Annotated in this window: 16 protein-coding genes; 9 read left to right on the top strand and 7 right to left on the bottom strand. The window is 68.3% G+C overall.

Annotated features, from left to right (window positions below):
- The first annotated feature begins 143 nt into the window (after positions 1 to 143).
- Both AC5P9C_RS07200 and AC5P9C_RS07195 read left to right on the top strand, forming a co-directional pair.
- Positions 144 to 1,334 carry a substrate-binding domain-containing protein gene (locus tag AC5P9C_RS07200; RefSeq protein ID WP_057493307.1) on the top strand — a complete coding sequence of 397 codons (1,191 nt, stop codon included), beginning with the start codon at positions 144 to 146 and terminating at the stop codon, positions 1,332 to 1,334.
- A 204-nt stretch (positions 1,335 to 1,538) separates the two neighbouring features.
- The gene (locus AC5P9C_RS07195) at positions 1,539 to 13,934 is read left to right on the top strand and encodes a filamentous hemagglutinin family protein (RefSeq protein ID WP_414615013.1); all 12,396 of its coding nucleotides are present in this window, start codon (positions 1,539 to 1,541) and stop codon (positions 13,932 to 13,934) included.
- Positions 13,935 to 14,222: 288 nt separating this feature from the next.
- Here the strand turns inward: AC5P9C_RS07195 and AC5P9C_RS07190 are convergent, their stop codons facing one another.
- Genes AC5P9C_RS07190 through gspH form a run of 3 tightly spaced genes read right to left on the bottom strand, consistent with a single transcriptional unit; the run spans position 14,223 to position 15,639 of the window.
- On the bottom strand, positions 14,223 to 14,837 hold the full coding sequence (locus tag AC5P9C_RS07190; protein WP_074725271.1) for a prepilin-type N-terminal cleavage/methylation domain-containing protein: 615 nt from the start codon (positions 14,835 to 14,837) through the stop codon (positions 14,223 to 14,225).
- Positions 14,834 to 15,196 carry a type II secretion system minor pseudopilin GspI gene (gspI, locus tag AC5P9C_RS07185; RefSeq protein ID WP_074725270.1) on the bottom strand — a complete coding sequence of 121 codons (363 nt, stop codon included), beginning with the start codon at positions 15,194 to 15,196 and terminating at the stop codon, positions 14,834 to 14,836. The genes AC5P9C_RS07190 and gspI overlap by 4 nt, the downstream gene beginning before the upstream one ends.
- Entirely contained in the window at positions 15,193 to 15,639 is a 447-nt protein-coding gene (gene gspH, locus AC5P9C_RS07180; RefSeq protein ID WP_049467019.1) for a type II secretion system minor pseudopilin GspH, read from the bottom strand. Before gspH ends, gspI begins: the two co-directional genes overlap by 4 nt.
- Before the next feature lie 115 nt (positions 15,640 to 15,754).
- Here gspH and AC5P9C_RS07175 point away from each other — a divergent pair, with 115 nt between their 5' ends.
- A complete protein-coding gene (locus AC5P9C_RS07175) occupies positions 15,755 to 16,204 on the top strand; it encodes a general secretion pathway protein (protein WP_074725269.1) in 450 nt (149 codons plus the stop codon).
- Between the two features lie 98 nt (positions 16,205 to 16,302).
- On the opposite strand, the gene AC5P9C_RS07170 is transcribed toward AC5P9C_RS07175, so the two are convergent.
- Complete coding sequence (locus tag AC5P9C_RS07170) at positions 16,303 to 16,638, bottom strand: hypothetical protein (protein ID WP_074725267.1); 336 nt, start codon at positions 16,636 to 16,638, stop codon at positions 16,303 to 16,305.
- Positions 16,639 to 16,839: 201 nt separating this feature from the next.
- On the opposite strand from AC5P9C_RS07170, the gene AC5P9C_RS07165 reads away from it, so the two are divergent.
- The 6 genes from AC5P9C_RS07165 to AC5P9C_RS07140 all read left to right on the top strand — a co-directional run bounded on the left by AC5P9C_RS07165 (position 16,840) and on the right by AC5P9C_RS07140 (position 23,632).
- Positions 16,840 to 18,456 (top strand): ShlB/FhaC/HecB family hemolysin secretion/activation protein, encoded by a 1,617-nt coding sequence (locus AC5P9C_RS07165; protein WP_103282233.1) that lies wholly within the window; start codon positions 16,840 to 16,842, stop codon positions 18,454 to 18,456.
- A 38-nt stretch (positions 18,457 to 18,494) separates the two neighbouring features.
- A complete protein-coding gene (locus AC5P9C_RS07160; protein WP_074725265.1) occupies positions 18,495 to 20,279 on the top strand; it encodes a DUF2341 domain-containing protein in 1,785 nt (594 codons plus the stop codon).
- Between the two features lie 10 nt (positions 20,280 to 20,289).
- A complete protein-coding gene (locus AC5P9C_RS07155) occupies positions 20,290 to 20,703 on the top strand; it encodes an ExbD/TolR family protein (protein WP_074725264.1) in 414 nt (137 codons plus the stop codon).
- A 39-nt stretch (positions 20,704 to 20,742) separates the two neighbouring features.
- Positions 20,743 to 21,408 (top strand): cell envelope integrity protein TolA, encoded by a 666-nt coding sequence (tolA, locus tag AC5P9C_RS07150; protein ID WP_343543577.1) that lies wholly within the window; start codon positions 20,743 to 20,745, stop codon positions 21,406 to 21,408.
- 42 nt (positions 21,409 to 21,450) lie between these two features.
- Positions 21,451 to 23,205, top strand: coding sequence for a putative porin (locus tag AC5P9C_RS07145; protein ID WP_343543578.1), 1,755 nt, complete (start codon positions 21,451 to 21,453; stop codon positions 23,203 to 23,205).
- Positions 23,206 to 23,302: 97 nt separating this feature from the next.
- Entirely contained in the window at positions 23,303 to 23,632 is a 330-nt protein-coding gene (locus AC5P9C_RS07140; RefSeq protein ID WP_049467031.1) for a hypothetical protein, read from the top strand.
- Between the two features lie 116 nt (positions 23,633 to 23,748).
- Here the strand turns inward: AC5P9C_RS07140 and AC5P9C_RS07135 are convergent, their stop codons facing one another.
- The 3 genes from AC5P9C_RS07135 to AC5P9C_RS07125 form a co-directional block, all read right to left on the bottom strand.
- Positions 23,749 to 24,147, bottom strand: coding sequence for an OsmC family protein (locus AC5P9C_RS07135; RefSeq protein WP_154330711.1), 399 nt, complete (start codon positions 24,145 to 24,147; stop codon positions 23,749 to 23,751).
- A gap of 66 nt (positions 24,148 to 24,213) precedes the next feature.
- Entirely contained in the window at positions 24,214 to 24,894 is a 681-nt protein-coding gene (locus tag AC5P9C_RS07130) for a hydrolase (protein ID WP_164688998.1), read from the bottom strand.
- 72 nt (positions 24,895 to 24,966) lie between these two features.
- Entirely contained in the window at positions 24,967 to 25,833 is an 867-nt protein-coding gene (locus AC5P9C_RS07125; protein WP_343543883.1) for a pirin family protein, read from the bottom strand.
- Positions 25,834 to 25,840 lie beyond the last annotated feature (7 nt).

Below are 25,840 nucleotides of genomic sequence, written 5' to 3'. Positions count from 1 at the left end.
TTCTTAAGCGGCTTGTCATCGGCGCGGACCAGCATGGCCACGTCGCCGCAGAGCGGGCTGGGAGGCCCTCGGCGGCAGCAGGCGTGTAGTGACCGTTCCTCCCTCGGTGTTTCCCTTCGCAGTAAACCCTTCAGGAGAAGATCATGAACAAGTACAAGACTCTGGCCGCGCTGGTTGCCACCGCGCTGCTCGCCACTGCTGGCGCCGCCTCGGCCCAGACCGCCGTGACCGGCGGCGGCGCGTCGCTGCCGGCCGACCTCTACAAGGGCGCGGCCGACAGCATCCTGCCGGCCAACTTCAGCTACGCCGTGACCGGTTCGGGCACGGGCAAGAAGGCCTTCCTGGAAAACAATGCCTCGCTGTTCTCCACCACCGGCACCGTGCACTTCGCCGGTAGCGATTCGGTGCTGAGCAGCACCGAGCTGAGCACCTACAACAGCACCTACAACGTGTCCGGCGACACCAACCGCTATGGCGCGCTGGTGCAGATCCCGTCGGTCGCCACCTCGGTCACCGTTCCGTTCAACAAGGCCGGTTCGGCGATCGACCTGTCGGTCACCCAGATCTGCGGCATCTTCTCGGGCAAGATCACCAACTGGTCGAGCATCGACAGCGCCCGCAGCGGCACCATCCAGGTGGTCTACCGTGGCGAAAGCAGCGGCACCAGCGAACTGCTGGCCCGTTTCCTGACCGCCGCGTGCCAGCCGGCCGACGTCTCCGGCACCACCCTGAAGCTGACCAACGGCGTGCCGGCGTTCTCGGTGCAGTCGACCTTCGCCAACCTGTTCACCACCGTGCCGTCGAACTTCATCGCCGCCCCGGCCACCGGCGGTACCGCGCTGTACAACGCGGTCTACGCTGCCGACGGCCGCATCGGCTATGTCGGTCCGGACGTGATCCCGAGCCTGACCGATGCCACCAAGGTCGCCAAGGTCAAGGGCTTCTCGCCGGACGAAGTGAGCGTGCAGGCGACCCTGGAAACGGCGGCGCCGCCGACCGGCGCTGCTGCCGAGAACCCCGCCAACTGGGTGCCGGTGTTCGGCAATCCGAGCGCGGGCTATCCGATCGCGGGTTACACGAACTTCGTGTTCGGCCAGTGCTACAAGAACGCCACCGTCGGCGCCAACGTGCGCGGCTTCCTGACCCGCCACTACGGCAGCACCGTGGTCAACGGTGTCGAGCAGGGCCCGAACGACGCCGCCATCCGCGCGCACAAGTTCATCCCGCTGACCAAGGCCTGGCGTGATGCCGTCCGCGCCCGCTTCGCCACCGCCACCAACGCCGGTGCGGTGAACAATCCGAGCACCTGCTCGGGCATCGGCCGTCCGCTGTAACGGCGTTCGCTTCGGCGCTCGTCTGGAACATGAAAGGGCGCCGGCAGCAATGCCGGCGCTTTCTGCGTTTTCGCCCCGCACGGTGGCGAGCGCGGTGTCGCCTTCACGCCACTACCACCGTCTATCAGGTGCAGGGCGTGCGTCACGCAGGCCCATCCGTACTCGCCGCCGCTGACGCGGCCCATCAGGTTGACGAGGTCCCCGATGTCGCACCCGCATTCGCCCCACGCCCGCCCTCCTGCTGCCCTGTGGCGCAGCCACCCGATGGCCTGGGCCGTTGCCGTGGCCCTGGGCACGGTGGTGGCACCGGCCAGCCAGGCCCAGCAGGCATTCAGCCCGGGCTGGTTCGCCGAGCGCGGCGCGGCGCAGGGCGCGGCGGCGCAGAGCGGGCGCATGCCCAACGGGGTGCCGGTCCAGTTCCAGTTGCCCGCGCAGCAGCAGGATGCGGCGCGGCAGAAGCTGCAGCAGTCGATCGACAACCTGGGCACGGCCGCACAGGCGATCGCCCTGCAGCAGCGCCTGCAGGAACAGGCGCGGCAGGGGCGACGTGACGCGGGCGTGGTGGTGGCCGACGGCCTCGGCAAGGACGGCCTGAAGGTTGACGAGAATCCATTGACCCGCGGCTGGATCAACGCCCGCGAGGCCATCCAGTCGCAGGCTGCCGACGGGCGGCTGCTGGTCAGCATCGAGCAGACTGCGGACCAGGCGATCCTGAACTGGGAGAGCTTCAACATCGGTGGCAACACCACGCTGAACTTCCTGCAGAACCCCGACTGGGCGGTACTGAACCGCGTCAATGATCCGCAGGCGCGGCCCAGCCAGATCCTGGGCCAGCTGAAGGCCAATGGCACCGTGTTCGTGGCCAACCGCAACGGCGTGGTGTTCGGCAACAACAGCCAGGTCAACGTCCGCAACCTTGTTGCGGCAGCAGCGCGGATCAGTGACGCGCAGTTCCGTGAGCACGGCCTGTACAGTGCCGACGCGAACACCTCGGCGCTGACCGATGCCGTGGGCAAGGTCATGGTCGAACGCGGTGCACGCATCGCCACCCATGAACCGACCACGGCCACCCGTGGCGGTGGCTATGTGCTGCTGGCCGGCCACAGCGTGGAGAACGCAGGCCAGATCGAAACCCGCAAGGGACAGGCGCAGCTGGCGGCCGGTGACAGTTTCGTGATCCGTCGCGGCGTGGGCACCGCGCAGAACACCGGGTCCACCACCCGCGGCAATGAGATCGCCCCACGCTTCGCCAGCGACAGCACGGCCGGCTACGTGCGCAACAGCGGCCTGATCCAGGCGCGCGAAGGCGACGTCACGCTGGCCGGTCGCACCGTCGAACAGGCCGGCGTGGCGGTAGCCACCACGACGTTGAACCAGCGTGGCACCGTGCATCTGCTGAACTCGGCATCCGACAGCAAGGGCAGCGTGACCCTGCAGGCCGGGTCTGCCACGGCGGTGCTGATCGAAGACGATGGCAAGGCCACCGCGCTGGATACCCAGCGCGATGCGCTCGTCAAGGAATCCGCCGAGCAGGACAGGCTTCGCGGGTCCAGCAACAGCGGCACCTTCGACAACCTCTCGCGCCTGCAGGACCGTCGCGATCAGTCGCGCATCGAGATCGTCTCCGGCGGCGACGTGGATTTCCAGGCGGGCTCGCTGGCGGTGGCGACCGGTGGCCAGGTCGTTTCCGATGCAGCCCGGCGCAGCTACCTGGACGACGGGGCGCGGGTGGACGTCTCCGGTGCGGTAGGCGTGGAGGTGGCGATGGAAAGCAACAACGTCAAGGTGAAGGTGCAGGGCAATGAACTGCGCGATTCGCCGGACAACCGTGACAGTGGCACGCTGATCAGCAGCGAAGTGTGGATCGACCGCCGCCAGCTGACCGAGGTCGCTGCCGGCACCGGCGGTTATGACCGCACGCGCTGGTACGCCGGCGGCGGCCTGCTTGAGGTGGGCGGTTACCTGGACAACCAGGGGCATTCAATCGGTGAGTGGGCGGCGCTGGGCGGCACCGTACAGCTGGCCGGCCAGGAAGTGGTCAGCCATGCCGGGTCCCGCATCAATCTGGCCGGTGGCAGCCTGGACGTACAGTCGGGCGTGGTACAGCAGAGCTGGCTGCGTGGGCGCGACGGGCAGCTGTACCGGCTTGATGATGCACCGGCCGAAATGCTGTACGACGGTCTGTACCAGGGCTACGAAGTGAAGCAGGAACGATGGGGGGTGACCGAATCGTTCCGCAATCCGCTGGTGGCACCCGGCCAGCGTTTCGACAATGGCTATACCGTCGGTCGCGATGCGGGCCGGCTGCGGGTCTCTTCACCCACCGTGGTCCTGCAGGGGCAGGTGGAGACAGGCACCTTCCAGGGTCAGTTGCAGACATCACGGCCGGACCCGGGGCAGGAGGGGTACTCGCAGTCGCAGACGGCAGTGGCGCGCAACGCACAACTCTGGCTCGGCCGCTTCGACAGCACGGGTCGCAACGGGGTATTCGACTCGCAGGTGCGCATCGGCGGGATCCCGGCCGATCCCACGCCATGGTCGCTGCAGGCGCCGATCGGGGCGACAAGGCGCAACACCGTGTGGCTGGACAGCGACGTACTCAGCGGACAGCGCTGGGGACGCCTGGATCTGGCCTCGGCCGGGCACATCGCGCTGGACGGAACGCTCACGCTGCAGGAGGGCGGGCAGCTTGCGCTCACCGGCAGCCAGGTCAGTTTCGGCGGCACCGTGCAGATCGCCGGTGGCCAGGTGGAGGCGGGCAACCTGCTTCCGGTACTCGGCCGGCCGACGGCGCTGCTCTCCGGCGGCCGCGCGGGCGTAGAGGCTGCTGCCGGTGCCCGCATCGATCTTGCCGGCGGCTGGAGCAACGCTCTGCTCGCCACCGATGCACTGGCAACGAAGGCGTGGATCGATGGCGGACAGGTGCGCTTCGTTGGCAGTCATGACATCACCCTGGTCGATGGCGCCCTTCTTTCGGTGGATGCCGGTGGTGCGATCGGTACCGATGGCAAGGGACGCGTCGGAAAGGGCGGCAGTGTCAGCCTGCAGGCGGCCAGTACCGATGTCGCCACGGATGGCAGCGGTCGGCTGCGCATGGGGGATGGCGTGCATATCACCGCGCTCGGCAATGGCAGCGGTGCACTGACCCTGGCAACGGGCGGCAAGCTGGCCATCGGCGATTCCACCGCGGCCGTAGAGGATCTGCTGAGGTTACAGGCCCCGCTGTTCACGAGTGGGTTTGCCCGCTATGACATCGCCAGCCATGCCGGGCTGACGGTTGAAGAGGGCACCCTGCTGCACGTGGAACGGCCGGGCATTCGCCTGGCAGCCGGCGCACAGAATGCGCTGGCGCGGGAGCAGGCGCTGGAGGCCTGGACGCAGCCACTGTACACGGCCGATCCTGGCAATGGGCGCGTAACCCAACGCGGTGGCGCCAGCCTGGTGCTGCGCGCGGGACATCTGTTGTCTGCGGCCGATCTGCGCGTCGGCACCGGGGCCGGGGTCAGGGTTGATCCCGGCCAGACGATCGAGCTGTTCGGTTCGGGTGACGTGACCGTGGCCGGCCACCTGCAGGCAGCGGGCGGGCGGATCCGCCTCGATGAGGCATTCGACCCGACCGGTGTGCGCGGCGATCAACGCCGCGAGCGTCGCTGGACGATCGCCGAGGGCGCGCTGCTGGATGTCAGTGGCGATGCGGTTTCCATGGGCGATGCGCGGCAGATGCTGCGCGGTCAGGTGCGCAAGGGCGGAACCATCGAGATTGGTGGTGCACTGGACTGGGAAGACCAGGACAACGTCCGCCACCTGCCACCGGATACCTTTGTGGTCATCGAGCGCGGGGCGCGGCTGCAGGCCTCCGGTGCCTCGGCGTGGCTTGATGTCGAAGGCAGCGGCCGTACCCGGGTGGACAGTGATGGCGGCAGCATCGTGCTGCGTGCAGCCAATGCGCTGTACCTCCAAGGGTCGCTCGATGCAGCGGCGGGCGGTGATGGCGCACGGGGCGGCACGCTGGGGGTCGCGTTCGGCGGCGGCACCTATGGCGCGACGGCCAGGAACAAGGAGGTGTTGGCACCGCGGGCGATCTCGCTCACCCAGGACACACCGGCGGGCGAGGCTCTGCCCGAGCGCCTGGCGTACGGCCATGCCACGCTCTCCGTCGAGCAGATCAAGGCCGGTGGCTTCGATCATCTTTCGCTGTTCGGCGATATCCGGGCACAAGGCGATGTCACTCTGCGCATGGACCAGAGCCTGCGCATCCATGGCCCGAATGAACGCGCCCTGGGCGTTGCAGCGGGCAACCAGGAGGGCAGTCGCCTGCTGCTGAGCGCACCTTACGTGCGTCTTGCGCAGGGGCGCTGGTGGCAGCCGGCCGGGGAAGGCACGCTGCGACCGGTGGAGGCGCCGATCGATGCAGGGAAGCAGCATCGGTTCGATGTGACCGCCGACCTGATCGACCTGCGCGATGTCACCTGGTTGGCGAGCTTCGACCATGTCAACCTGCAGAGCAGCGGCGACATCCGGATGCTGGCTCCGATGGCCAGCAGTCTGCAGGAATCCAGGTTCGCCGCACCGGGATCGATCGATATCAGCGCCGCCCGCCTGTATCCCGCCGCGCGGGCGCAGGGGCGCATCGTGGCCGGCGTGCCTGAGGCCGGACCTTCGGGATTGCCGGGCTGGGCCAATCCAGAGGCGGTACTGCGCATCCACGGTGTCGGCAGTGGCGCGCAACCGGCACCGGACTCGGCGTTCGGCAGCCTGGCGCTGACCGCCGCCACGGTAGTGCAGGGCGGCAACGTGCAGGCGCCGTGGGGCCGGGTGCAGCTGGGTGGTACTGAGTTCAACTCCAGCCGCGCTGCGCGCGTCGAGCTGCTTGCGGGCAGCGTGACCTCCGTCAGTGGCGCCGGCCTGACGCTGCCGTTCGGTGGCACCGTGGATGGTGTGGCGTGGCGCCGCGACGGTGCCGATTTCGATGTTCAGGGCCCCGGATCGGTCAACATTCCGATGGGCGTGGACATCGTGGCCAGTGCGTTCAACGGCGCCGCCGGCAGCGTCGTGGATGTGTCCGGAGGCGGCGAACTGTCCGGCGCCGCGTTCGTAGCCGGGCGGGGTGGCTCGGTCGATATCCTGCGGCATGCGCTGGCGGATGCGAACCCGCGCTACGGCTTCAGCCGTGCCGGCAATGCGGTCTATGCGATCGTGCCGGGGCGGACGGACACGCAGGCGCCGCTGGCGACCGCTGACGGCAGTGCCGACCCCCGGATCGGCCAGCAGATCGTCATCCCCGGCGGAGTGCCGGGTCTGCCCGCCGGAACCTACACGCTGCTGCCCGCCAACTACGCCCTGCAGAAGGGGGCATTCCGCGTTGAGATCGGTGCCGAGAATGCGCGTGGCAACACGCAGCCGGTGGCGACAAGCACGGGTTCCTGGCGTGTCAGCGGGCACCAAGCGCAAGGCCTGGGCGGGGCAGTGTCGCCACTGCTCACCGATCTGGTGCTGACCCCGGCCGAAGCGGTGCGCCGCCATGCCAGCTACAACGAAACGTCCTACAGCACGTTCGTGGAGGGCGTGGCCGAACGGCGAGGCGAAGCGTTGCGCTGGCGACCGACCGATGCCGCGGCTCTCAGCCTGACGTTCGGCGAAGGCGCGGGCCGCACCGGCGCGCCGGCAGTGACGTTCCACGGTCTGTCCCGCTTCAATGCGGGCAGCAATGACGGACGCGGCGGCACGCTTTCGGTCAACCTGCATGCGTCCAACGACGCGATGCTGGAAATCGTCACGGAGGGCAGCGCGGCGGCGAGCGGGCGCGGGGCTACCGTTTTCGACAGTGCGCTCAACGCATTCCGCCCGTCGACGTTGCTGATCGGTGGCGCGCTGCGGCGTGATGCGACCACCTACTCGGTGGAAGGCACCGCCCAGCATGTTGTGTTGCGCAACGGTGTCAGCCTTTCGGCGCAGGAAGTCCTGTTGTCGGCTGCATTCGGGGGCAACGGCATCCTGGTGGAGCAGGGCGCTTCGATCAACACCCTGTCCCAGGCCGATCCTTCGCGCGTGGCGCAACCCACTGCACCCTACCTGGTTTCAGGCGGTCTGCTGGCCGTGTCCAATCAGCGCCTCACGGCGCTCAGTACCCAGGGGGGAAGCGCGGCCGGTCCGGTGGCGATCGACATCGGGGGTTGCGAATCGAACTGCAGCGGGCAGACCCGGCTGCTGTCGGCGGGCAGCATCAATGTGGTCACCGACGGCGCTCTGAGCATTGGCGACGCGGTGAGCTACGGAACGCGCCAGCTCGGGTTGGGCATGTCGGCGCTCAATCTTGGCAGTGCCGAAGCGATCGCGGCGGCAGCGGCGGCCGGCGGCCTGCCGGCGGGCATGACGATGAATCAGGAGGTCCTGCAGCGATTACTGCGCGGAAACACCGCCACCGGCGCGCCGGCGCTCGAGTCCCTCAGCCTGACTGCGCGCGATGCCATCAATGTGTTCGGCAGCGTGGACCTGGATACGCGTGACGGTGCGACCGGCCGCAGCAGTCTGCGCAGCCTGGTGCTGGGCGCGCCAGCCATTCACGGTTACGGCACCGCGACCGATCGTGCGCGCATTTTCGCCGACACGCTGGTGTGGGACGGTACGCTGGCCGGCACCCCATTGCCCGGCGGTGAACAGACTCAGCCGGCCGGCGAGGCGATGGTGGGTCGGCTTGGCCAAGGGCAGCTGGAAATCACTACGCGGGTGCTGGAGCTGGGGCGAGCGCCCTTCACCCGGCCCAGTTCGTCGGTGGCCGCTGACCGCCAGGTGCTTGGCTTCGCCGGCGTTACGCTGGCAGCGTCGGATCGCATGTTGTTCTCCGGCAAGGGCAGCCTGGATGTCTTCCAGCGGCAGGGCGACTACGTGGCAGGCAGTGGCTGGCAGTTCAGCGGCGGCGCGCTGGATATCGTCACCCCGCTTCTGACCGGCAGCGCGGGTGCGCAGCTGGCCATCCGCAATGGCGGAACGGTGCAGTTGCGTGGCGCCGCGGCGACCGCGGGCAGCGATGCGTTGGGTGCGGAGTTGTCCATCACGGCCGAACGCGTGGTGATCGACAGCCGGGTGGCGCTGGCGTCCGGTCGGTTCGAGGCCAATGCCCGCCAGGGCATGGCGCTTGGCAGCCATGCGGTGCTGGACATGGCGGGGCGCAAGATCAACCTGTTCGACGTGGACAAGTACAGCTGGGGCGGTGACGTCGCGTTGTCGAGCCATGAAGGTGACATTGTTGCCGACGCGGCGTCGCGCATTGATCTTTCCGCCCGCAACAACCGCGGTGGCCGCTTGACGGTGTCTGCGTTGGGCCCGCAGGGCGGCCGTGTGGATCTGGCAGGTACGTTGCTTGGCGGAGCCAGCGGCCGCTACGACGCCGGTGGCACCGAAGTGCCCTACGACGGCGGCGAGCTGGTAGTGCGTGCACGCCAGTTGCAGGACTTCTCCGGCCTGAACACCCGGCTTACTGCCGGTGGCATTACCGGTGGCCGGACGTTCCAGTTGAGCGAAGGCGACCTTGTCATCGGCGATGAAGTGAAGGCACGCCACGTGGACATCAGCGTCGATGGCGGCAGCCTGCAGGTGAACGGCCGCATCGATGCCAGTGGTGAGCAGGTCGGCAGCATCCGTCTTTCCGCCCGCGATCTGCTGCGCGTGGACGGGGCGCTGGATGCGCATGGCAGCGCCTTACGCGTCGATAGTTACGGCAAGATCATCGACAGCCCGAACCGGGCGATGATCGAACTGACTTCAGCCAACGGCACACTGCAGCTGGGCGCGTCGTCTTCGATGGACCTGCGCGCCGGCACCTCGGTGGCTGCGGGTAGCGGCCCGGCCCAGAACGATGGCCGCGCACGCGGCAGCGTCAAGCTCAACGTGCCACGCGTGGGCAGCAACGACGCCGCGATCGACGCGGCCAGCGGACTCCGCATCGCCGGTGCCGGCGACCTCCAGGTCAACGCCTTCCGCAGCTATGATTCGGCGCCGCTGGCCAGCGCTGCGGACGTGCATGGCCATCGTCCGCAGGTGATCAACCAGCAGTGGCTGGATACGGTGGTGGACCCGGACAACCGCCAATGGATGAACGCTGCGCTGGCCAATGCAGGACTGCAGCAGCGCACTGCCGCCCTGGGCAGCTACCGCCTTCGCCCCGGCGTGCAGATCGTGGCGCGGACCAGCAGCGACAACCCGCGTGGCGATCTGGTCGTGGCCGGCGATATCGATCTGTCCGGGTACCGCTACGGACCGCAGTCGAACCGGACCGATCCAGCGCGGCGCGGGTTCGGTGAGTCGGCCGCGCTGGTGTTGCGTGCCGAGGGTGATATCAACGTCTACGGCAGCATCAACGACGGCTTCGCGCCGCCGCCCGCCAATCCCGATGAGGACGGCTGGGTGCTGCTGGAAGGGCGCAGTGGCGGTACGCCCAACACCGCGTTCGGTGGTGACCTGATCGTGCCGGGCGAGGGTGTGCAGTTGCAGCGCGGCACCGAGTTCCGCGCCGGTGCCACGCTGAACTATGCACTTCCCTTCGACGCCGTGACCCTGCCGGCCGGAACCGTGCTGCCGGCAGAAATGCGGCTGTCGGGACCGCTGCTGCTGCCGGCCGGCACCGTGCTGGGCGCAGCAGTGACGACGGCGGGTGGCGAGGTGGTCGCGGCTGGAACCGTGCTGGCCCAGGCATTGTCGTTGCAGGCGGGTGCGCGCCTGGGCGCCGGCTTCCGGCTGCGCACGCCGGCGCCGGTCGCTGCACAGGTGTGGCCGGCCGGCGTCGCGCTGCCGATGGCGATGAAGCTGTCGGGCGCGCTGGACCTGCATGCCGGTGCGATCATCCCGTCGATGACCAAGGTGGAGCTGGCCGGCGATGCGCCGGTGAAGCTGCGAACGGCCGACGCCAGCGGGCGCCAGGGGCGCAACTGGGCGCTGGCGGCGATGCTGCCCGAAGTCACCACCTCCTGGGACCTGACCGCGGTGGCCGGTGCGGATACGGCGGCCGCCGATCCGCGGACCCGCCGTTTGGGTAGCGACGGCAGCATCGTGCTGGCCGACAGCCACTACAGCACCATCGGGACAGTGACCACGACCACGGAATGGAAGGGCGATCGGATCGTCAATCTGGAAGGTTCACTGTACTGGTGGGGCGACGAGAGCCTGGCGGGCAAGTCACCTGCAGAGGTCGCCGAGATCTTCGGGGTTACCGAGGCAGAGATCTGCGATGCAGGTCCCTTCTGCGGCGCCGCGCCGCGCCTGGTGGACAAGGAAGGCTCGCTGGCATGGTGGGGCGATGAATCCTGGGTCGGCCGCCCGGCTACGGAACTGGGCGCCGAGATGGGCATGTCGGAGGAAGAGATCTGCGCGGCAATGGGCTACTGCTACGGCGGCGGCACGCTGACTGAAGTCACGACCTATGGCAGGCGGCTGGGCGCTCCCGCGTGGAGCGTGCTGCGCACCGGCAAGGGAGACCTGACGCTGCTGGCCGCGCAGGACGTGCGCATGAAGTCCGGTTTCGGTGTGTACACCGCAGGTGCGCCGACGGCGCTGGGTGATGGCCGCGATGCGCAGTTCAACACGGCGCGTTCGGCTGCACCCTGGCAGACCGCGCTGTTGGGCAGGAACCAGGTGTCGGGCAACTATGATGCGGCGCTGGCCGGTTACCGTGCGTGGTATCCCGACCATGGCGGCGATGTCAGGGTTGAAGCCGGGCGCGACATCATCGGCGACGCCTGGACCGCCCGGTCCGAATCGGGTACGGCGCAGCGTGACCAGGCCGGGCATTCAAGCGCGGCGGTGGGCGGCTGGTTGTGGCGGCAGGGTTCCGGCACCACCGAAGGCGTGCAGGCGACACCGACGAGCTGGTGGATCAACTTCGGCACGTACAGCACCGTGGGCGCCGAAGCGGACGCAGCGCCGCGCATGGTCGGCTTCACCGGCTTCGGCACGCTGGGAGGCGGCAACCTGTCACTGGAAGCGGGCCGGCACGCCGGCGTGCTCGACCCGATGGGCAATGCCCTGGGCCTGCTGACCGCGCCTCACTCCAGCGCGATTGTTGCTGCGGTCGGGTCGACCGGGCGCGTCAGCAACGGTGAGCTGCATCTGACCGGTGGCGGCGACCTGACGCTGCGCAGTGGCGGTGCGTTGAACCCGGGCCTGCGCGCCAGCGCGCAGCAGCCCGAAGGGTTCCTGCAGGATCTGGATCTCAATGGCGCGGTGACCAACCTGCGCGGCAGCACCCTGCTGCAGGCGGCACGCATCGGTGGCCTCAGCGCGATACAGAGCAGCTACGGAACGCTGGGCCTGAAGGATCCGTTCGTGGCCGACGCGCCGGTGGCGATGGCCGGGCCCGTGCTCATCCTGGGGGATTCCACTGCCCGGCTGCAGGCCCGTGGTGACATTGTTCTCGGTGGCGCCGCAGATGCTGGGCGTGTACCGACGTCCAACTACAACGACGTGGTTCTGGGCGATGGCCAGCATGCAGCTGGCACGACGTGGTTCTCGCTCTGGACCCGAGGCACGGCACTGGACCTGTTCTCGGTAGGCGGAAATCTCGCACCCAGCCTGGCCGGCAGCCTGCATGCAACCGGTAGCAACATGTTCGCTGAAGGCATCGCGCTGCGCGAGCAATCCGTTCCCGCCAGCATCAATTACTGGCTGTATCCGTCCAGGTTCAGCGCGGTGGCTGCGAGTGGTGACATCATCAGCGCCTCGCTTCGAGGCCTCGGACCGGGGGCGACCACGGGCGATGTGATCCTGCTCGCGCCTTCGGCCAGCGGCCGGCTCGATGTTATGGCCGGGGGCTCGATCCATGCCGCGACCAATGCCACCGGCATTGCACGTTCCGGTAGCGACGCCCGCCTGCCTGGGCCGCTTGATCCTGCATTCATGGCCCAGCAGGGCGTCAGCCGGACCCGGGTCAGTCACAATCTGTCGAACGATGGGGTGCAGGGGCCAGACCCGGCGGCGATGCTGCCATTGTTCGCGTTCGGCCCCAGTACCCCGACCACCGGTGCGCTGACGTCCCGGCCCACATTACCGAGCCGCTTCTATGCCGTGGCCGGTGACATCATCGGGTTGGGCAGTGGTGATCGCCGGCAGTTGGAGAAGAACACCGGTACCGCGAACCGGACATTGTTTGACTGGTATGAAGCGGGATCGGCAGTGCAACTGCGCGCCGGGCGTGACGTGATCAATGCGAACGTCACCGCGCTCAACACCAGCGGTACCGACATCAGCGGGATCGAAGCGGGACGGGACATCATCCGCAGCAACCTGACGGTGGCCGGCCCCGGCGACGTCGAGGTGAGTGCAGGCCGGCAGCTGCGCCAGGAAGAGGCGGGCAACCTCATCAGCCTTGGCGGTATCGTGCAGGGTGATACGCGGCCAGGCGCAAGCATTGCGGTGACCGCAGGCAACCAGCACATTGATTTCGACGCACTGCGCGCACGCTATCTGGATCCGGCCAGGCTCGCCGACCCGGCGCAGTCGCTGGCCTCGCAGCCCGGCAAGGCGGTGAAGATCTACGACAGGGAACTGAAGCAGTGGCTCCAACAACGCTTCGGTGTGGCTGCCGACGGCGCCGAGGCACTGGCGGCGTTCGACCGGTTGCCGAAGGAGCAGCAGCGGATCTTCCTGCGCCAGGTCTACTACGCCGAGCTGCGCGAAGGCGGCCGCGAGTACACCGATCGGAATGGGCCACGCGTTGGTTCTTACCTGCGCGGCCGCGAGGCCATCGCCACGCTGATGCCGGACAAGGATGCAGCAGGTGCGACGATCCAACGCACCGGCGACATCCTGATGTATGGCGGCTCCGGCGTGCGTACCGAAGCCGGCGGCAACATCGAGCTGATGGCACCGGGTGGACAGATCGTGGTGGGGGTACAGGGCGTGGTGCCACCGGCCAGTGCCGGGCTGGTGACGCAGGGGCAGGGGGACATCCGGCTGTTCAGCCAGGACAGCGTGCTGCTGGGCCTGTCGCGGGTGATGACCACGTTCGGCGGTGACATCCTGGCCTGGTCGGAGCAGGGTGACATCAATGCCGGTCGCGGTTCGCAGACCACCTTGTTGTACACGCCACCGCGCCGCGTCTATGACGGCTGGGGCAATGTGATCCTGTCGCCGCAGGCCCCGGCCAGTGGTGCAGGCATCGCCACGCTGAACCCCATTGCCGAAGTGCGGCCGGGCGACGTCGACCTGATCGCGCCGCTGGGCACCATCGACGCGGGCGAGGCCGGCATCCGCGTCTCGGGCAATATCAACCTGGCCGCGTTGCAGGTGCTGAACGCGGCCAACATCCAGGTACAGGGCGAGAGCAAGGGCCTGCCGGTGCTGGCATCGGTCAACGTCAATGCGCTGGCCTCGGCCAGTGCGGCGGCCAACAGCGCCAGCCAGGCCGCGCAGGATGTGATGCGCAAGAGCCAGGACGATGCACGGCGCAACCAGCCGTCGGTGATCAGCGTGCAGATCCTCGGCTTCGGCAGCGGCACCAGCAGCATCAACCCGCCGGCGCGTGGCGCCACCGCCAACGACGGCTACGACGCCGACAGCGCGTTCCAGTTCCCGCAGGCAAGTCGCGACGAGGGCACGCAGCGCCGCTAGGCACCGCACGATCCTGGCAGGTGCCGACCTGGGTCGGCACACAATGCTGCCGAACGTGGCCGGTAGTAGATCCACGCCGTGCGTGGATGCAGTTGACCTGCAGGAACAGACAGCATCGGGCCAGCCGCCAAGGAACGGCAGCGGCCCCAGCCAGGACGGCACGGAGGGCAGGGAGCGGCCATCAGCGGTGAGGACCACCGACACGGCGCCGCCGGGTGCAGGAGCGCGCCCGGCGGCGGGCTCGGCAGTAGATCCACGCCATGCGTGGATGCGTTGCAGGCAAGCGCCCTAAAGCGCCAGCACCCGCCGGTAACTCAGCGGCCCACGCCCGTCGCGCAATCCCAACCGCAGCTCCAGTGCAGTGGCCGGCAGCACCTCGCCCTCGCTCGGCAGGATCGCCCAGCCTGCGCCCGGCTGCCACGCCCGTACCTCGAACTGCTGCACCTCATGCGCCACCGCAATGCCCGTCGACGGCTCCGGCGCCGGCAGGGGATACCGGTCCGTCGCCGCACCACTGGCCCGCCACAGCGTGCTGCCCTGGCGCCACCAGCGTACCCGCTGCCAACGCAGCCCGTCGCTGCCGACACTGCGGGTGATCTCCAGCGCGAAGCTTCCATCCGGATGCCGCTCGCTTGCGAGCGAAGGAGGCAGCAACCGCTGCGGCTGATCGGCCGGGCGCACCGCGCCATTCATCAGCGCGTCGTCTGCGCGCATTTCGATATCACGCTGGAACTGTTGCAGAACGCGCAGCGCCGCCGTGGTTTCGGCATCGGCCCGGCGCAGGCGCTGGTCGCTGCTGGCCACACTGTCCAGCGCACGCCAGCAGATCAGCGCCAGCACGCCCATGAGGGTGATCGCGATCATCACCTCGATCAGGGTGAAACCTGCTGCGTTACGCTTCATTGCGCCGCGGTCCACGGCAGCTGCATCCGCGCCAGCGACTGCCGCGGTGCATCTTCGGCCACCACGTTGAGTTCCAGTTGCGGCTGCCCGTCACTCCCCGTGCCGATATGCTGCAGCACCAGGAAACGGCTGCGCCCCTGCATGCAGCGCTGCCGTGCATCGGGCGCTGCCTGTCCGCCCAGGCGCAGCTCCTGCCAGCGGTCCTGCGCACACAACAGCGCCAGGCGACGGTCGCGCAGGCGCGACTGATCATCGGTGGCCACTGCCACCGACCGCATCACCGCAGCCAGCGCAATCGATACGATCGCCAGTGCGATCAGCACTTCGATCAGCGTGAATCCGCGCGTTCCCCGCCTCACTGCTCGACCTGCAACTGTCCGCTGCCATCATCCCGAAGACGCAGCTGGCGGCCCTGCAACGACAGCGTCAGTTCCCACGCCACGCCGATCCACTCCGGGCTCAGTTCAATCGGCGTGGCCGGTTGCACTGCCAGGCCTGCGGGCCGCCACCGCTGCGGGCGCAGCAGGTCGTCGCGCTGCACGTCTACCCAGCGGGCGCCCTCGCGACGGCTGAACCAGTAGCCGGTGGCGTCGGCCTGCCAGCGCAGCGGACGGCCGTCGATGCGCGCCTCGTCGCGCGCTACCTGCAGGCGCTGCGCCAGCTGCTCGGCTTCCTGTCGCAGCTGGCGACCCGGATCAAGCAGGCTGCCCAGGCCCAGGCCGATGCCCGCCGTGCAGATGCCGATGATCACCAGCACCACCATCAGTTCCAGCAGGGTGAAACCCCGCGGCATGTGCTGCATCGACGTCGCCTCCTGTCCGGGTCGATACCAGCCAGCGTAGGCACGCATGATGAAACAAAAGCGTCAGCGGCAGCTGCTAGCGTAAGCGGACACGAACGTGGCGACGGTGCGGAACATGGAAGGCGGGCGCTGGGATCGCAATCGCATACTCACGTTGCTGGCGGCAACCCTGCTGCTGGCGGTGGTGGCCTATTGGGGTGTGACCCTGTCTGCGGTGGCGCCCACGGCGGCGGCCAGCGAAACGCACGCAGAGGCCCCTGCAAGGCCCCTGTTCGATGCGGTGGCCAGCCTGCCGCTGGTGCGGTTGCTGTCCCCCGGTGCGGTGCAGACCGAGGTGGTCGTGCTGGGCGTTATGGCCGGCGACCACGCGCCGCTGGCGCTGCTTTCCGTGGATGGCCGTCCTGCCGAAGCCTACGCGCCGGGCCAGCGGTTGGGGCCCTGCACGGTTCTCGCCAGCATCAGCGCCAACGCGGTGGAACTGAACCAGGCGGGGCGGTCGCGCCGCCTGCCGGTTCCCGAGCTGCCGCCGGTTCCAAGCGATGGCATCGTGCCGGCCGCCCCATAAAGCCCAGCCTACGCTCGGCTGCGTCTGGACGGACAGTCGAGCATGGCTCGACTCTACAAGATCCTGCCGAGCGTGGGCTCGGCGAAGGCCTGGCAGGCTCAGCGCGCAGGTCGCTGCGGCACCACCGAGCGCCCGAAGGCATCGCCCATGCGCTGCCGCGTGCCTTCCAGGTTGTACTGCATCAGTTGGTTGGCGGGCTGCCGCATCAGGCGTTCGGCCTCGGGGAGCGCCGGTGATTTCGCCGCTTTCGATGCCGGCGCAAGTTTGCGCTGCAGGCAGTCCCAGGCCGGAATGCGCTCGCCATTGACCTGTACTTCGATGCAGGGTGCAGCGTCTTCCTGCTTCTTCGTCTCGTCAGCGCGCACCGGTGGCAGTGCCAGCAGCAGGGCAAGGGCGAGGGCAGCGCGCAGGCCCACCATCGGCGATTCACGCATCTCGAATCTCCCGCAGCAATCGATGTTCTGCCATGAAGACGTGTGGCGAATGCAGGGTCCGCCTGCGGGCATCGCGGCGCTGTCAAAAGATGACAGGGCTGTCACAAAACTGTTGGCGGCTTTGACGCGACGTGCACGTCCTGTTGGTAGACCCACGCGCCGCTCCCTGGCCATCCCCTTCGATACGACGCGATGCCTTCGATGACTCCTGTTCCGTGCCGAGCCGCCCGCCTTCCGCTGCGCCTGCATCCACTGGTGCTGGCCCTGGCCGCGATGCCGCTGCCATTGTTCGCGCAGGAGGCGGCGCCTGCGCCCAGCGTGAACATCAACGAGTACATCGTGCGCGGCAATACCGTGCTCGATCCCCGGGACATTGAGCGCGCGGTGGAACCGTTCCTCGGCCCGGGCAAGACCCTGGCCGATGTCGAGAAGGCGCGCGATGCGGTCCATGCGCTCTACCAGCAGGCGGGCTACCAGTCCGTCTACGTCGAGCTTCCCGAGCAGCAGGTCAGTGGCGGCGTGGTGCTGCTGAAGGTGCAGCAGACGCCGATCGGCCAGCTGCGCGTGGTCGGCACCCGCCACGAATCGCCCGAACGCATCCGCGAACGCGTGCCGGCGCTGGCCGAGGGCAAGGTGCCTGATTTCGACCAGGCGCAGAAGGAACTGACCGCACTGAATGAAGGCGGACGTCGCCAGGTGATGCCATTGGTGCGCGAGGGCCAGGTGCCGGGCACGATGGATGTGGACCTGCAGGTGGAGGAGAAGTCGCCGTGGCGCGCCAGTGCGGCGCTCAACAACGACCACAGCGCCGACACCGAGAAACTGCGCCTGAGTGCGTCGCTGGCCTACGACAACCTGTGGAAGCGGGGGCACAGCGCCAACATCGGCGTGTACCTGGCGCCGGAAGACACGAAGCAGGCCAAGGTCTTTTCCGCCTCGTACACGATGCCGTTCGAAGGTACGCCGTGGAGCCTGGAAGCCTCCGGCTACAGATCCGACAGCCGCGTGTTGAATGCAGGCGGGCAGGTCGGTACCGGCACCGGCACCAATGTGATCGGCAACGGCCATTCGATCGGCCTCAAGCTCAACTATCGCCTGGCCGGCAGCAGCCAATGGTGGCGCCAGCTCAGCCTCGGTGTGGATTTCAAGGACACCGAGGAAGACACCCAGATGGGCAAGGACAGCCTGAAGACGCCGCTGAAGTACGCGCCGATCACCCTGGCCTTCGTCGGCGTGCGCCAGGGCGAGCACGATCAGCTGAGCATCAACACCCAGCTGGTGGCCGGTACCCGCCGCCTGTTCGGTTACGGCAGCGACGCCACTGCGTTCGGGCAGAAGCGCTACTGGGCCGACCCGAGTTTCGTGGCCTTCAAGGCCGACGTGGCCAACACGCATACCTTCGGCAGCGACTGGCAGTGGTATGCGCGCGGCTCGCTGCAGGTGACCGATGCGCCGCTGGTGTCGGCCGAGCAGTTCGCCGCAGGTGGCATGTACACCGTGCGCGGCTACCTGTCGGCCGAGGCGATCGGCGATTACGGCGGCCTGGCCAGCCTGGAATGGCGCACCCCGGCGTGGTCGCTGTGGAGCGGCACCGACCTGCGTGTCTACAGCTTTGCCGATGCGGCCTACCTGCGCCTGCGCCAGCCGCTGCCCGAGCAGCGGGACAAGTACAACCTGGCCTCGGTCGGCCTGGGCGCGCAGCTGCGCCTGGGTGACCACCTGCAACTGCGCCTGGACTACGCCTGGCCCTATGCCGATGGCCCGGTCACGCGCAAGGACGACCCGCGCCTGCACTTCAACCTCAGCACCAGCTACTGACCCTTTCCTCGAACATGCGTTCTCCGGAGACCCCTCGCATGGACCGTTTGCTTTCCCGAGTGTTGCTGCTGCTGGCCGCGCTGGTCGCGTTGCCTGCGGCTGCGGCCGATGCCAATTGGTGGCAGGCCGAATGGAAGTACCGCAAGCCGATCACCATCGACGCCGGCCCGCAGGGCGCGGGCCTGGCCGGTGACCCGGGCCGCACGCCGCTGCTGCTGCGCCTGCATACCGGCAACTTCGGCTTCGACGGTACCCAGGACGCGGGCAACGACCTGCGCTTCGTCTCGGGTGATGGCCGTACCGTGCTGGCCCACCAGATCGAGCAGTTCAATCCCACGCTCGGGCTGGCCCTGGTCTGGGTGGACGTGCCGGCAGTCAGTGCCGCCGCGCCGCAGACGATCTGGATGTACTACGGCAATGAAAAGGCCCCGGCCAGCGGCAACGGCCAGCAGGTGTTCGATCCGGACTACACGCTGGTCTACCACTTTGCCGAGGCCAATGCACCGGCACGCGACACCACCGCCTATGGCAACAACGCCGGTGCCGTGGTGCCGCCGTCGGAAGGCGCGGTGATCGGCCGCGGCGTGCAGCTGGGCGCCGGCCCGCTGCCGCTGCCGGCCAGCGCATCGCTGGCGCAGGAGGCGGGCGCGCCGCTCACCGTTTCGGCCTGGATCAAGCCGGGCAGCAACAACGCGGCCCAGGCGATCTACGCGCGTCGCGACGGTGCGTCCGAACTGGTGCTGGGCATCGAGAACCGCGTGCCGTTCGTGCAGCTCAATGGCCAGCGCAGCACCCCGGCGCAGCCGATTCCGGAAGGGCAGTGGGCGCATGTGGCGCTGACTGCGGAGAAGGGCGCGTTGCAGCTGTACCTCAATGGTCGCGTGGTCGCCCAGCTGAGCGGTGCGCTGCCGGCGCTGGCCACCGCGCCGGTGGTCGGCGCCGACGTGCCGGGCGCGGCGCAGCCGCTGGCCAACTTCGAAGGTGCCCTGGACGAGTTGCGCATCTCGCGGGTGGCACGCCCGGCGGCACTGCTGCTGGCCGACGCGACTGCCCAAGGGGCCGACTCGCGCCTGATCAGCTACGGCGCCGACGAACAGTCGGCCGGGCAGAGCCACTTCGCCTTCATTCTCAAGGCGATGCCGTTCGATGCCTGGGTGGTGGTCGCCATCCTTGGCCTGATGATGCTGCTGTCGTGGGCGATCATGATCGCCAAGAGCCGCCACTTCGGCCGTACCAGCAAGGCCAATGCGGTGTTCACCGAAAGCTTCGGCAAGCTGTCCGGCGTACCGCTGCGCACCCTGTCCGACATGGACCGCCAGGGCAAGGCGCCCACCGCCATGCACGATGGCTCGCTGTGGCGCATCTACCAGGTGGCCATCGATGAAATGCAGCAGCGCCACCAGCGCGATGGCAACAGCGGTTACCTCAGTGGTGCCACCATCGCGGCGATCCGCGCCTCGATGGATGCAGTGATGGTGCGCGAGCAGGAGGCGATGGCGCGGCGCATGAACTGGCTGTCGACCACCATCGAAGGCGCGCCCTACGTGGGCCTGTTCGGCACCGTGATCGGCATCATGCTGGTGTTCGTGGTGGCCGCGATGGCGGGCGCGGTGGACATCAACTCGGTGGCGCCGGGCATGGCCGCGGCGCTGCTGTGTACCGCAGCCGGCCTGGGCGTCGCGATCCCGGCGCTGTTTGGCTACAACTACCTGGGCGCGCGTGCCGAAGCGATCGGTGCGGACATGGCGGTGTTCATCGACGAGTTCGCTGCGCGCCTGGCCGAAGAGCAGGACGGGCGCGGCCCGGCTGCGGTCCAGGGCTGAGGGGCGCGCCATGGGCCAGAAGGCGAAGTTCGGCATCAAGAAGCGCGAGAAGGGCATCAACGTGACGCCCTTCGTCGACGTGCTGCTGGTGGTGCTGGTGATCTTCATCCTGACCAGCAACGCCTCCATCCCCGGCATCGAGGTCAACCTGCCCAAGGCCAGCAACAGCGTCGCGCTGGAGAAGCCGAAGACCAAGGCGATCACCATCGACCCCAGCGGCCAGGTGTTCCTCGATGCCTACCCGGTAACGATGACCGAGCTGGAAGACCGCCTGCGCACCGAGCGCGCGACCACGCCGGATTTCCCGGTGATCGTGCGCGGTGACGCGCAGGTGCAGTACGCCCGCGTGGTCGAGGTGCTGGACCTGCTGCGGCGCCTGGAGCTGGCCCAGGTGGGCCTGGTCACCGGCAAGGCGCAGGGCTGAGGCATGACGGCCCATCAACCCCCTCGGCCGGATCCCGGCATGCGCGGTCGCCCGTTGCTGGTGACCGTCGCGCTGGTGCTGGCCGCGTTGCTGGTGCTCGGCGTCGCGCTGTGGTGGCTGCTGTTCAAGGACACCGCCAGCACCCGGCGGCAGGTGCTGCAGCCGCCGATGCTGGCGTTGCCGCCACCGCCTCCGCCGCCCCCGCCGCCACCGGAAAAACCGCCAGAGCCGGAAACGCCGCCGGAAGAGACGATGCCCGAACCGGAGCCGCTGGATCAGCCGACGCCGGCCGAAGAGCCGACGCCGACGCCGGACAACGCCGATCCGGTGACGATGGATGCCGATGCGCAGGCCGGTGGTGACAATTTCGGCATCCAGTCCGGCAGCGGTGGCGGTTCGTCCGGCGTCGGTCGTGGTGGTGGCGGCAATGCCACCTATGGGCGCTACCTGGGCTACCTGATGCAGCAGGCGATCTCGCGCGATGACAAGGTCAGGCGCCTGGCGTTCCAGCTGCAGGTGAACGTGTGGCTGGCCAGTGATGGCCGCCTGGAAAAGGTCGAGCTGGTGCGTGGCAGCGGCAACGAAGAGGCCGACGCGGCCGTGCTCGATGCACTGCGCCGCATCGGCAAGGTCGACCAGGCACCGCCGCCGTCGCTCGATTTCCCCGCCCGCGTCCTGATCCAGGGCCGCCGGCCCGGGGCCTGATTCCCGACCTCCCCGATTTCCCTTCTTTCGATGAGAACCGTGATGAACGACCACGTCCGCGCACGATCCGATTCCCGCCATTCGCGGCCGGCCCGACGGGCGCTGCTGTGCTGCGCCGTGCTGCTCAGCCTGGCCGCCCCGGCCGGTGCGATGGCCGCCGAAACGACCATGGTCAAGCTGATCAAGGGCCTGATCGCCAGCGGTGCGCTGAAGCCCGAAGACGGCCAAGCCTTGCTGGTCCAGGCCGAGGCCGAAGCAGCGGCTGCGCAGCGCACCGCAGCCACCGCACCCACCGCGCCCGCCGCTGCCAGCGGTGGTGTGGCCCTGGAGGCCGGTGACGTGCGCGTGCCCTACGTGCCGCAGAGCGTGCGCGACGGCATCCGTGACGAGGTGCGCCAGGACGTGATGGCGCAGGCCAGGTCCGAGGGCTGGGCGGCACCGAACGAAGTGGCCGAGTGGACCAAGCGCATCAAGGTCACCGGTGACATGCGCGTGCGCAGCGAGTCGCGCTTCTTCTCCGAACGCAACAGCGACATCGTGAGCAACTGGTCGTCGATCAATTCCGGCAACGGCTTCGACACCAATACCAACACCAACCTGCAGCTGCCACCGCTGCTGAACACCCGCCAGGACCGCCGCAACCTGTGGCGCATCCGCGCGCGCCTGGGCATCGAGGCGACCATCGGCCAGCACACCACGGCCGGCGTGCGCCTGGCCAGCGGCAGCAGCAATGGCCCGGTGTCGACCACCGAACAGCTGGGTGGCGGCCTGAGCAAGAAGGACGTGTGGCTGGACCAGGCCTGGCTGGCCTACAGCCCGGCCGACTGGGTGACGGTGCGCGGTGGCCGCTTCGGCAACCCGTTCTGGACCAGCGATACGCTGTTCTCCAACGACCTGAACTTCGACGGCCTGGCCGCCAACCTGCAGTACGACGTCGACGGTGGCGATCTCGGCCTGTTCGGCAACCTGGCGGTGGTGCCGCTGGAGTACACCTCCGACAGCTCGCCCAGCCAGAGCCGGGTCAAGACGCCGAACGAGAACAAGTGGCTGTCCGGTGCGCAGGTCGGCGTGAACTGGCGCTTCAATGACGAGAATGCGTTGCGCGCTGCATTGGGCTACTACGACTTCAAGAACATCAGCGGCCGCCTGTCCTCGCCGTGCGCGCTGTATGCGGGCGCAGTGGGCTGTGACACCGACTGGTCGCGCCCGGCGTTCATGCAGAAGGGCAACACCCTGATGCTGATCCGCGACATCGCGCGCAATCCGCTGGATCCGGCCAACACCCCGACCCCGCAGTACGTGGGCCTGGCCTCGGCGTTCCGCCTGGCCACGCTGAACCTGCGCTGGGACACACAGCTGGCCCAGGGCATCGGTCTCCGCCTGGAGGGCGATTACATCCGCAACCTGGCCTACGACAAGCAGGCCATGTTCAACCGCGCCAACAATGGCATCGTCAACAACTACGGTGCCGGCGGTACCGCCAGCATCGATACCTTCCGCAGCGGCGACACGGCATGGATGGTGCAGGCCACCTTCGGTGCCACCGAGCTGAAGGAGAAGGGCCAGTGGCAGGCACTGCTGGGCTACAAGCGGATCGAGGCCGATGCGCTGCCCGATGCCTACAACGATCCGAACTTCCACCTCGGCGGCACCAATGCGCGCGGCTACTACGTAGGCGGTGCCTACGCGCTGGACGCGCGCAGCTGGATCAGCGGCAAGTGGATGGCGGCCAAGGAGGTGTCCGGCGCGCCGCTGTCGATCGACGTGTTCCAGCTGGAGTTCAATACCGGCTTCTGAGTGGTGGCGTGATGCGGTTCACGTGGCGCGTGGCGGGGGCACGGCGATGCACCCGTCTAGGGAGAGGAGACCACGCGTTGTTCAAAAGGAGGAGTGGATGAGCCGTCGCAAGCTGTTCGAGAGTCCCGAACCGTCCAGCCAGATGCTCGGCGCTGGGCCGGCCTATGTTTCCGTGGAGGGCCTGCGCCAGCACCTGGCCGAGTTCCTGCTGTATGCGGGCCGGCCGGTGGTGATCATGCGCGGGCGCAGCGAAGTGGGCTATTTCCTGCCGGCACGCTGCTGGCGCCAGCGCGACGATGATCCGCTGGCGGCCGCGGCCGCCGACCAGCTGCTGGATGCGGCCGGGTTCGAGGCCGAGGACATCCAGCAGGTGGAGCAGGAATTCAACGCGATGCGCCAGCGCACCGTGCTGCATTCACGGCGCTGAAGCTTCCGTAGAGCCGGGCCCATGCCCGGCTTTCCGGTCCGCTGCGCGCGACATTGGCAACGGCTCCTGCCGTTGCCCTTGGCTCCACAGTAGATCCACGCCATGCGTGGATGGGGTTACGCTGCAGCCCCACGCTCACTGGTGATGCGTGCACCTTCGCGCATCACCAGGGTGACCGGGGTCTTTTCCACCACCTCCAGCAATCGCTGCCACTGCGCATCGCTCAGCTCGGCACTGGCATGCAGCACGCGGTGCACGTGGAGGCGTCCGTCCGGGTCACGTTCCGAACGCAGCTCGGCATGGAACTCGCCCAGGTCCCAGCCCTTGCGCTGCGCGTACATGCGCAGGGTGATGGCGGTGCACGCCGCCAGCGAGGCCAGGTACAGGTCGAACGGCGCGAAGCCCTTGCCCTGGCCGCCCAACGCGGCGGGCTCGTCCGCTTCCACCTCGAAGTGGCCATTGCTGATGTGGTGCAGGTAATTGTCGGCGGTCGAGACAATGCGTGCGTAGGCCATCAGGTTCTCCATCGGTCTGTAGCGTCGAGCCGTGCCCGACGCGTTGGACTGTACCGTCTTGCGCGCTCAGCTGCGCTGCGAATCCAGCGGTTCGTGGTTCTTCTGCACGTCCTGCGCCTTCAGGTAGCTTTCGATCAGCAGCTGGTAGTTCGGGAAGATCTTCGTGTAGACCTCGGCCCACTGCTGGGCATCGTCGCGGTTCCAGCTGCGCTGGATCTCCGAGGCCACCGCGGCGGTGTCCATCGGCACGACGCCGGCCTGCACCACGCGGGCCAGGGTGATCTCCTCGGCCATCTTCGAATAGGTGCCGGAGGCATCGATGACCGCGAACACCTGGTAGCCATCGGCGACGGCGGCGATCGACGGGAAGGCCATGCACACGCTGGTGATGGTGCCGGCAATGATCAGCTGCCTGCGGCCGGTGGCCTTCACAGCGGCAACGAATTCGGGGTTGTCCCACGCGTTGATCTCACCCTTGCGCGCCACGTACCGGGCATGCGGGGCAGCGTCGTGGATCTCCGGGATCAGTGGGCCGTTCGGGCCCTGCGGCACCGAGGCGGTGGTGATCACCGGCATCTTCGCCAGCGTGGCCATCCTGGCCAGCGCGGTGGCGTGGGCGCGCACGGTGGTGAACGGCATGTCACCGATGGTCTGGAACAGGCCGCTCTGATGGTCGATCAGCAGCATTGCGGCGTTGTCCGGATCGATCACCGGGCGGGCACCGTTGAAGTTGGCGGGGGTACTCATGGTCAGTCTCCTGGAAAAAGTGGGCGATGGCCCGGAGGGTGCGGCGGGCCGTCGCCCGCCGCGTTGAAACGATCAGTGCGCGATCTGGCCGAAGCGGCCGCTGTTGAAGTCGTTGACCGCCTGCGCGATCTCTGCCTGGCTGTTCATCACGAACGGGCCATAGCCCACCACCGGCTCGTCGATCGGCTCACCGCTGAGCAGCAGCACGGTGGCGTCGCTGTCGGCGTCGACGAACACGTCCTCGCCGCCGCGGTCGAAGGTCACCAGCTGTGCTTCGCCGACCGGCTGGCCGCCGTTGATCCGCACCGTGCCCTTCAGCACCACCAGCGCCAGCGTGCGGCCCTCGGCCACCGGCAGCTCGGCGTGGTGGCCCTGCTGCAGGCGGATGTCCCAGACATCCATCGGCGTGTGCGTACGCGCCGGGCCGGCATGACCGTCGAAGCGGCCTGCGATGACCCGCACGCGGCCGGCGCCATCGGCCAGATCCACCGAGGGAATCTCTGCGTCGAGCAGGGTCTGGTAGCCCGGTGCGCCCATCTTGTCGCGCGCAGGCAGGTTCACCCACAGCTGGACCATGTCCAGCGTGCCGCCGCGCTTGCTGAATTCCGGCGTGTGGAATTCCTCGTGGAGGATGCCGGAGGCTGCGGTCATCCACTGCACGTCACCCGGGCCGATGGTGCCGCCGGCGCCGGTCGAATCGCGGTGGGCGACCTCACCTTCATAGACGATGGTGACGGTCTCGAATCCGCGGTGCGGATGCTGGCCGACGCCACGCGGGGTATCGCTGGGGGCGAAGGTGTAGGGGCCGGCGTAGTCCAGCAGCAGGAACGGGCTCAGGTGCTGGCCGTGGGTGTTGTAGGAAAACATCGAGCGGGCGGGGAATCCGTCGCCCACCCAGTGCGGGCGGGGGGCGCTGTAGGTACCGGTGACACGCTTCATGGCGATC

The organism is Stenotrophomonas sp. YJH_SMC_10 (genome assembly GCF_059371555.1).
This window is presented reverse-complemented; position numbering and strand designations above follow the sequence as displayed.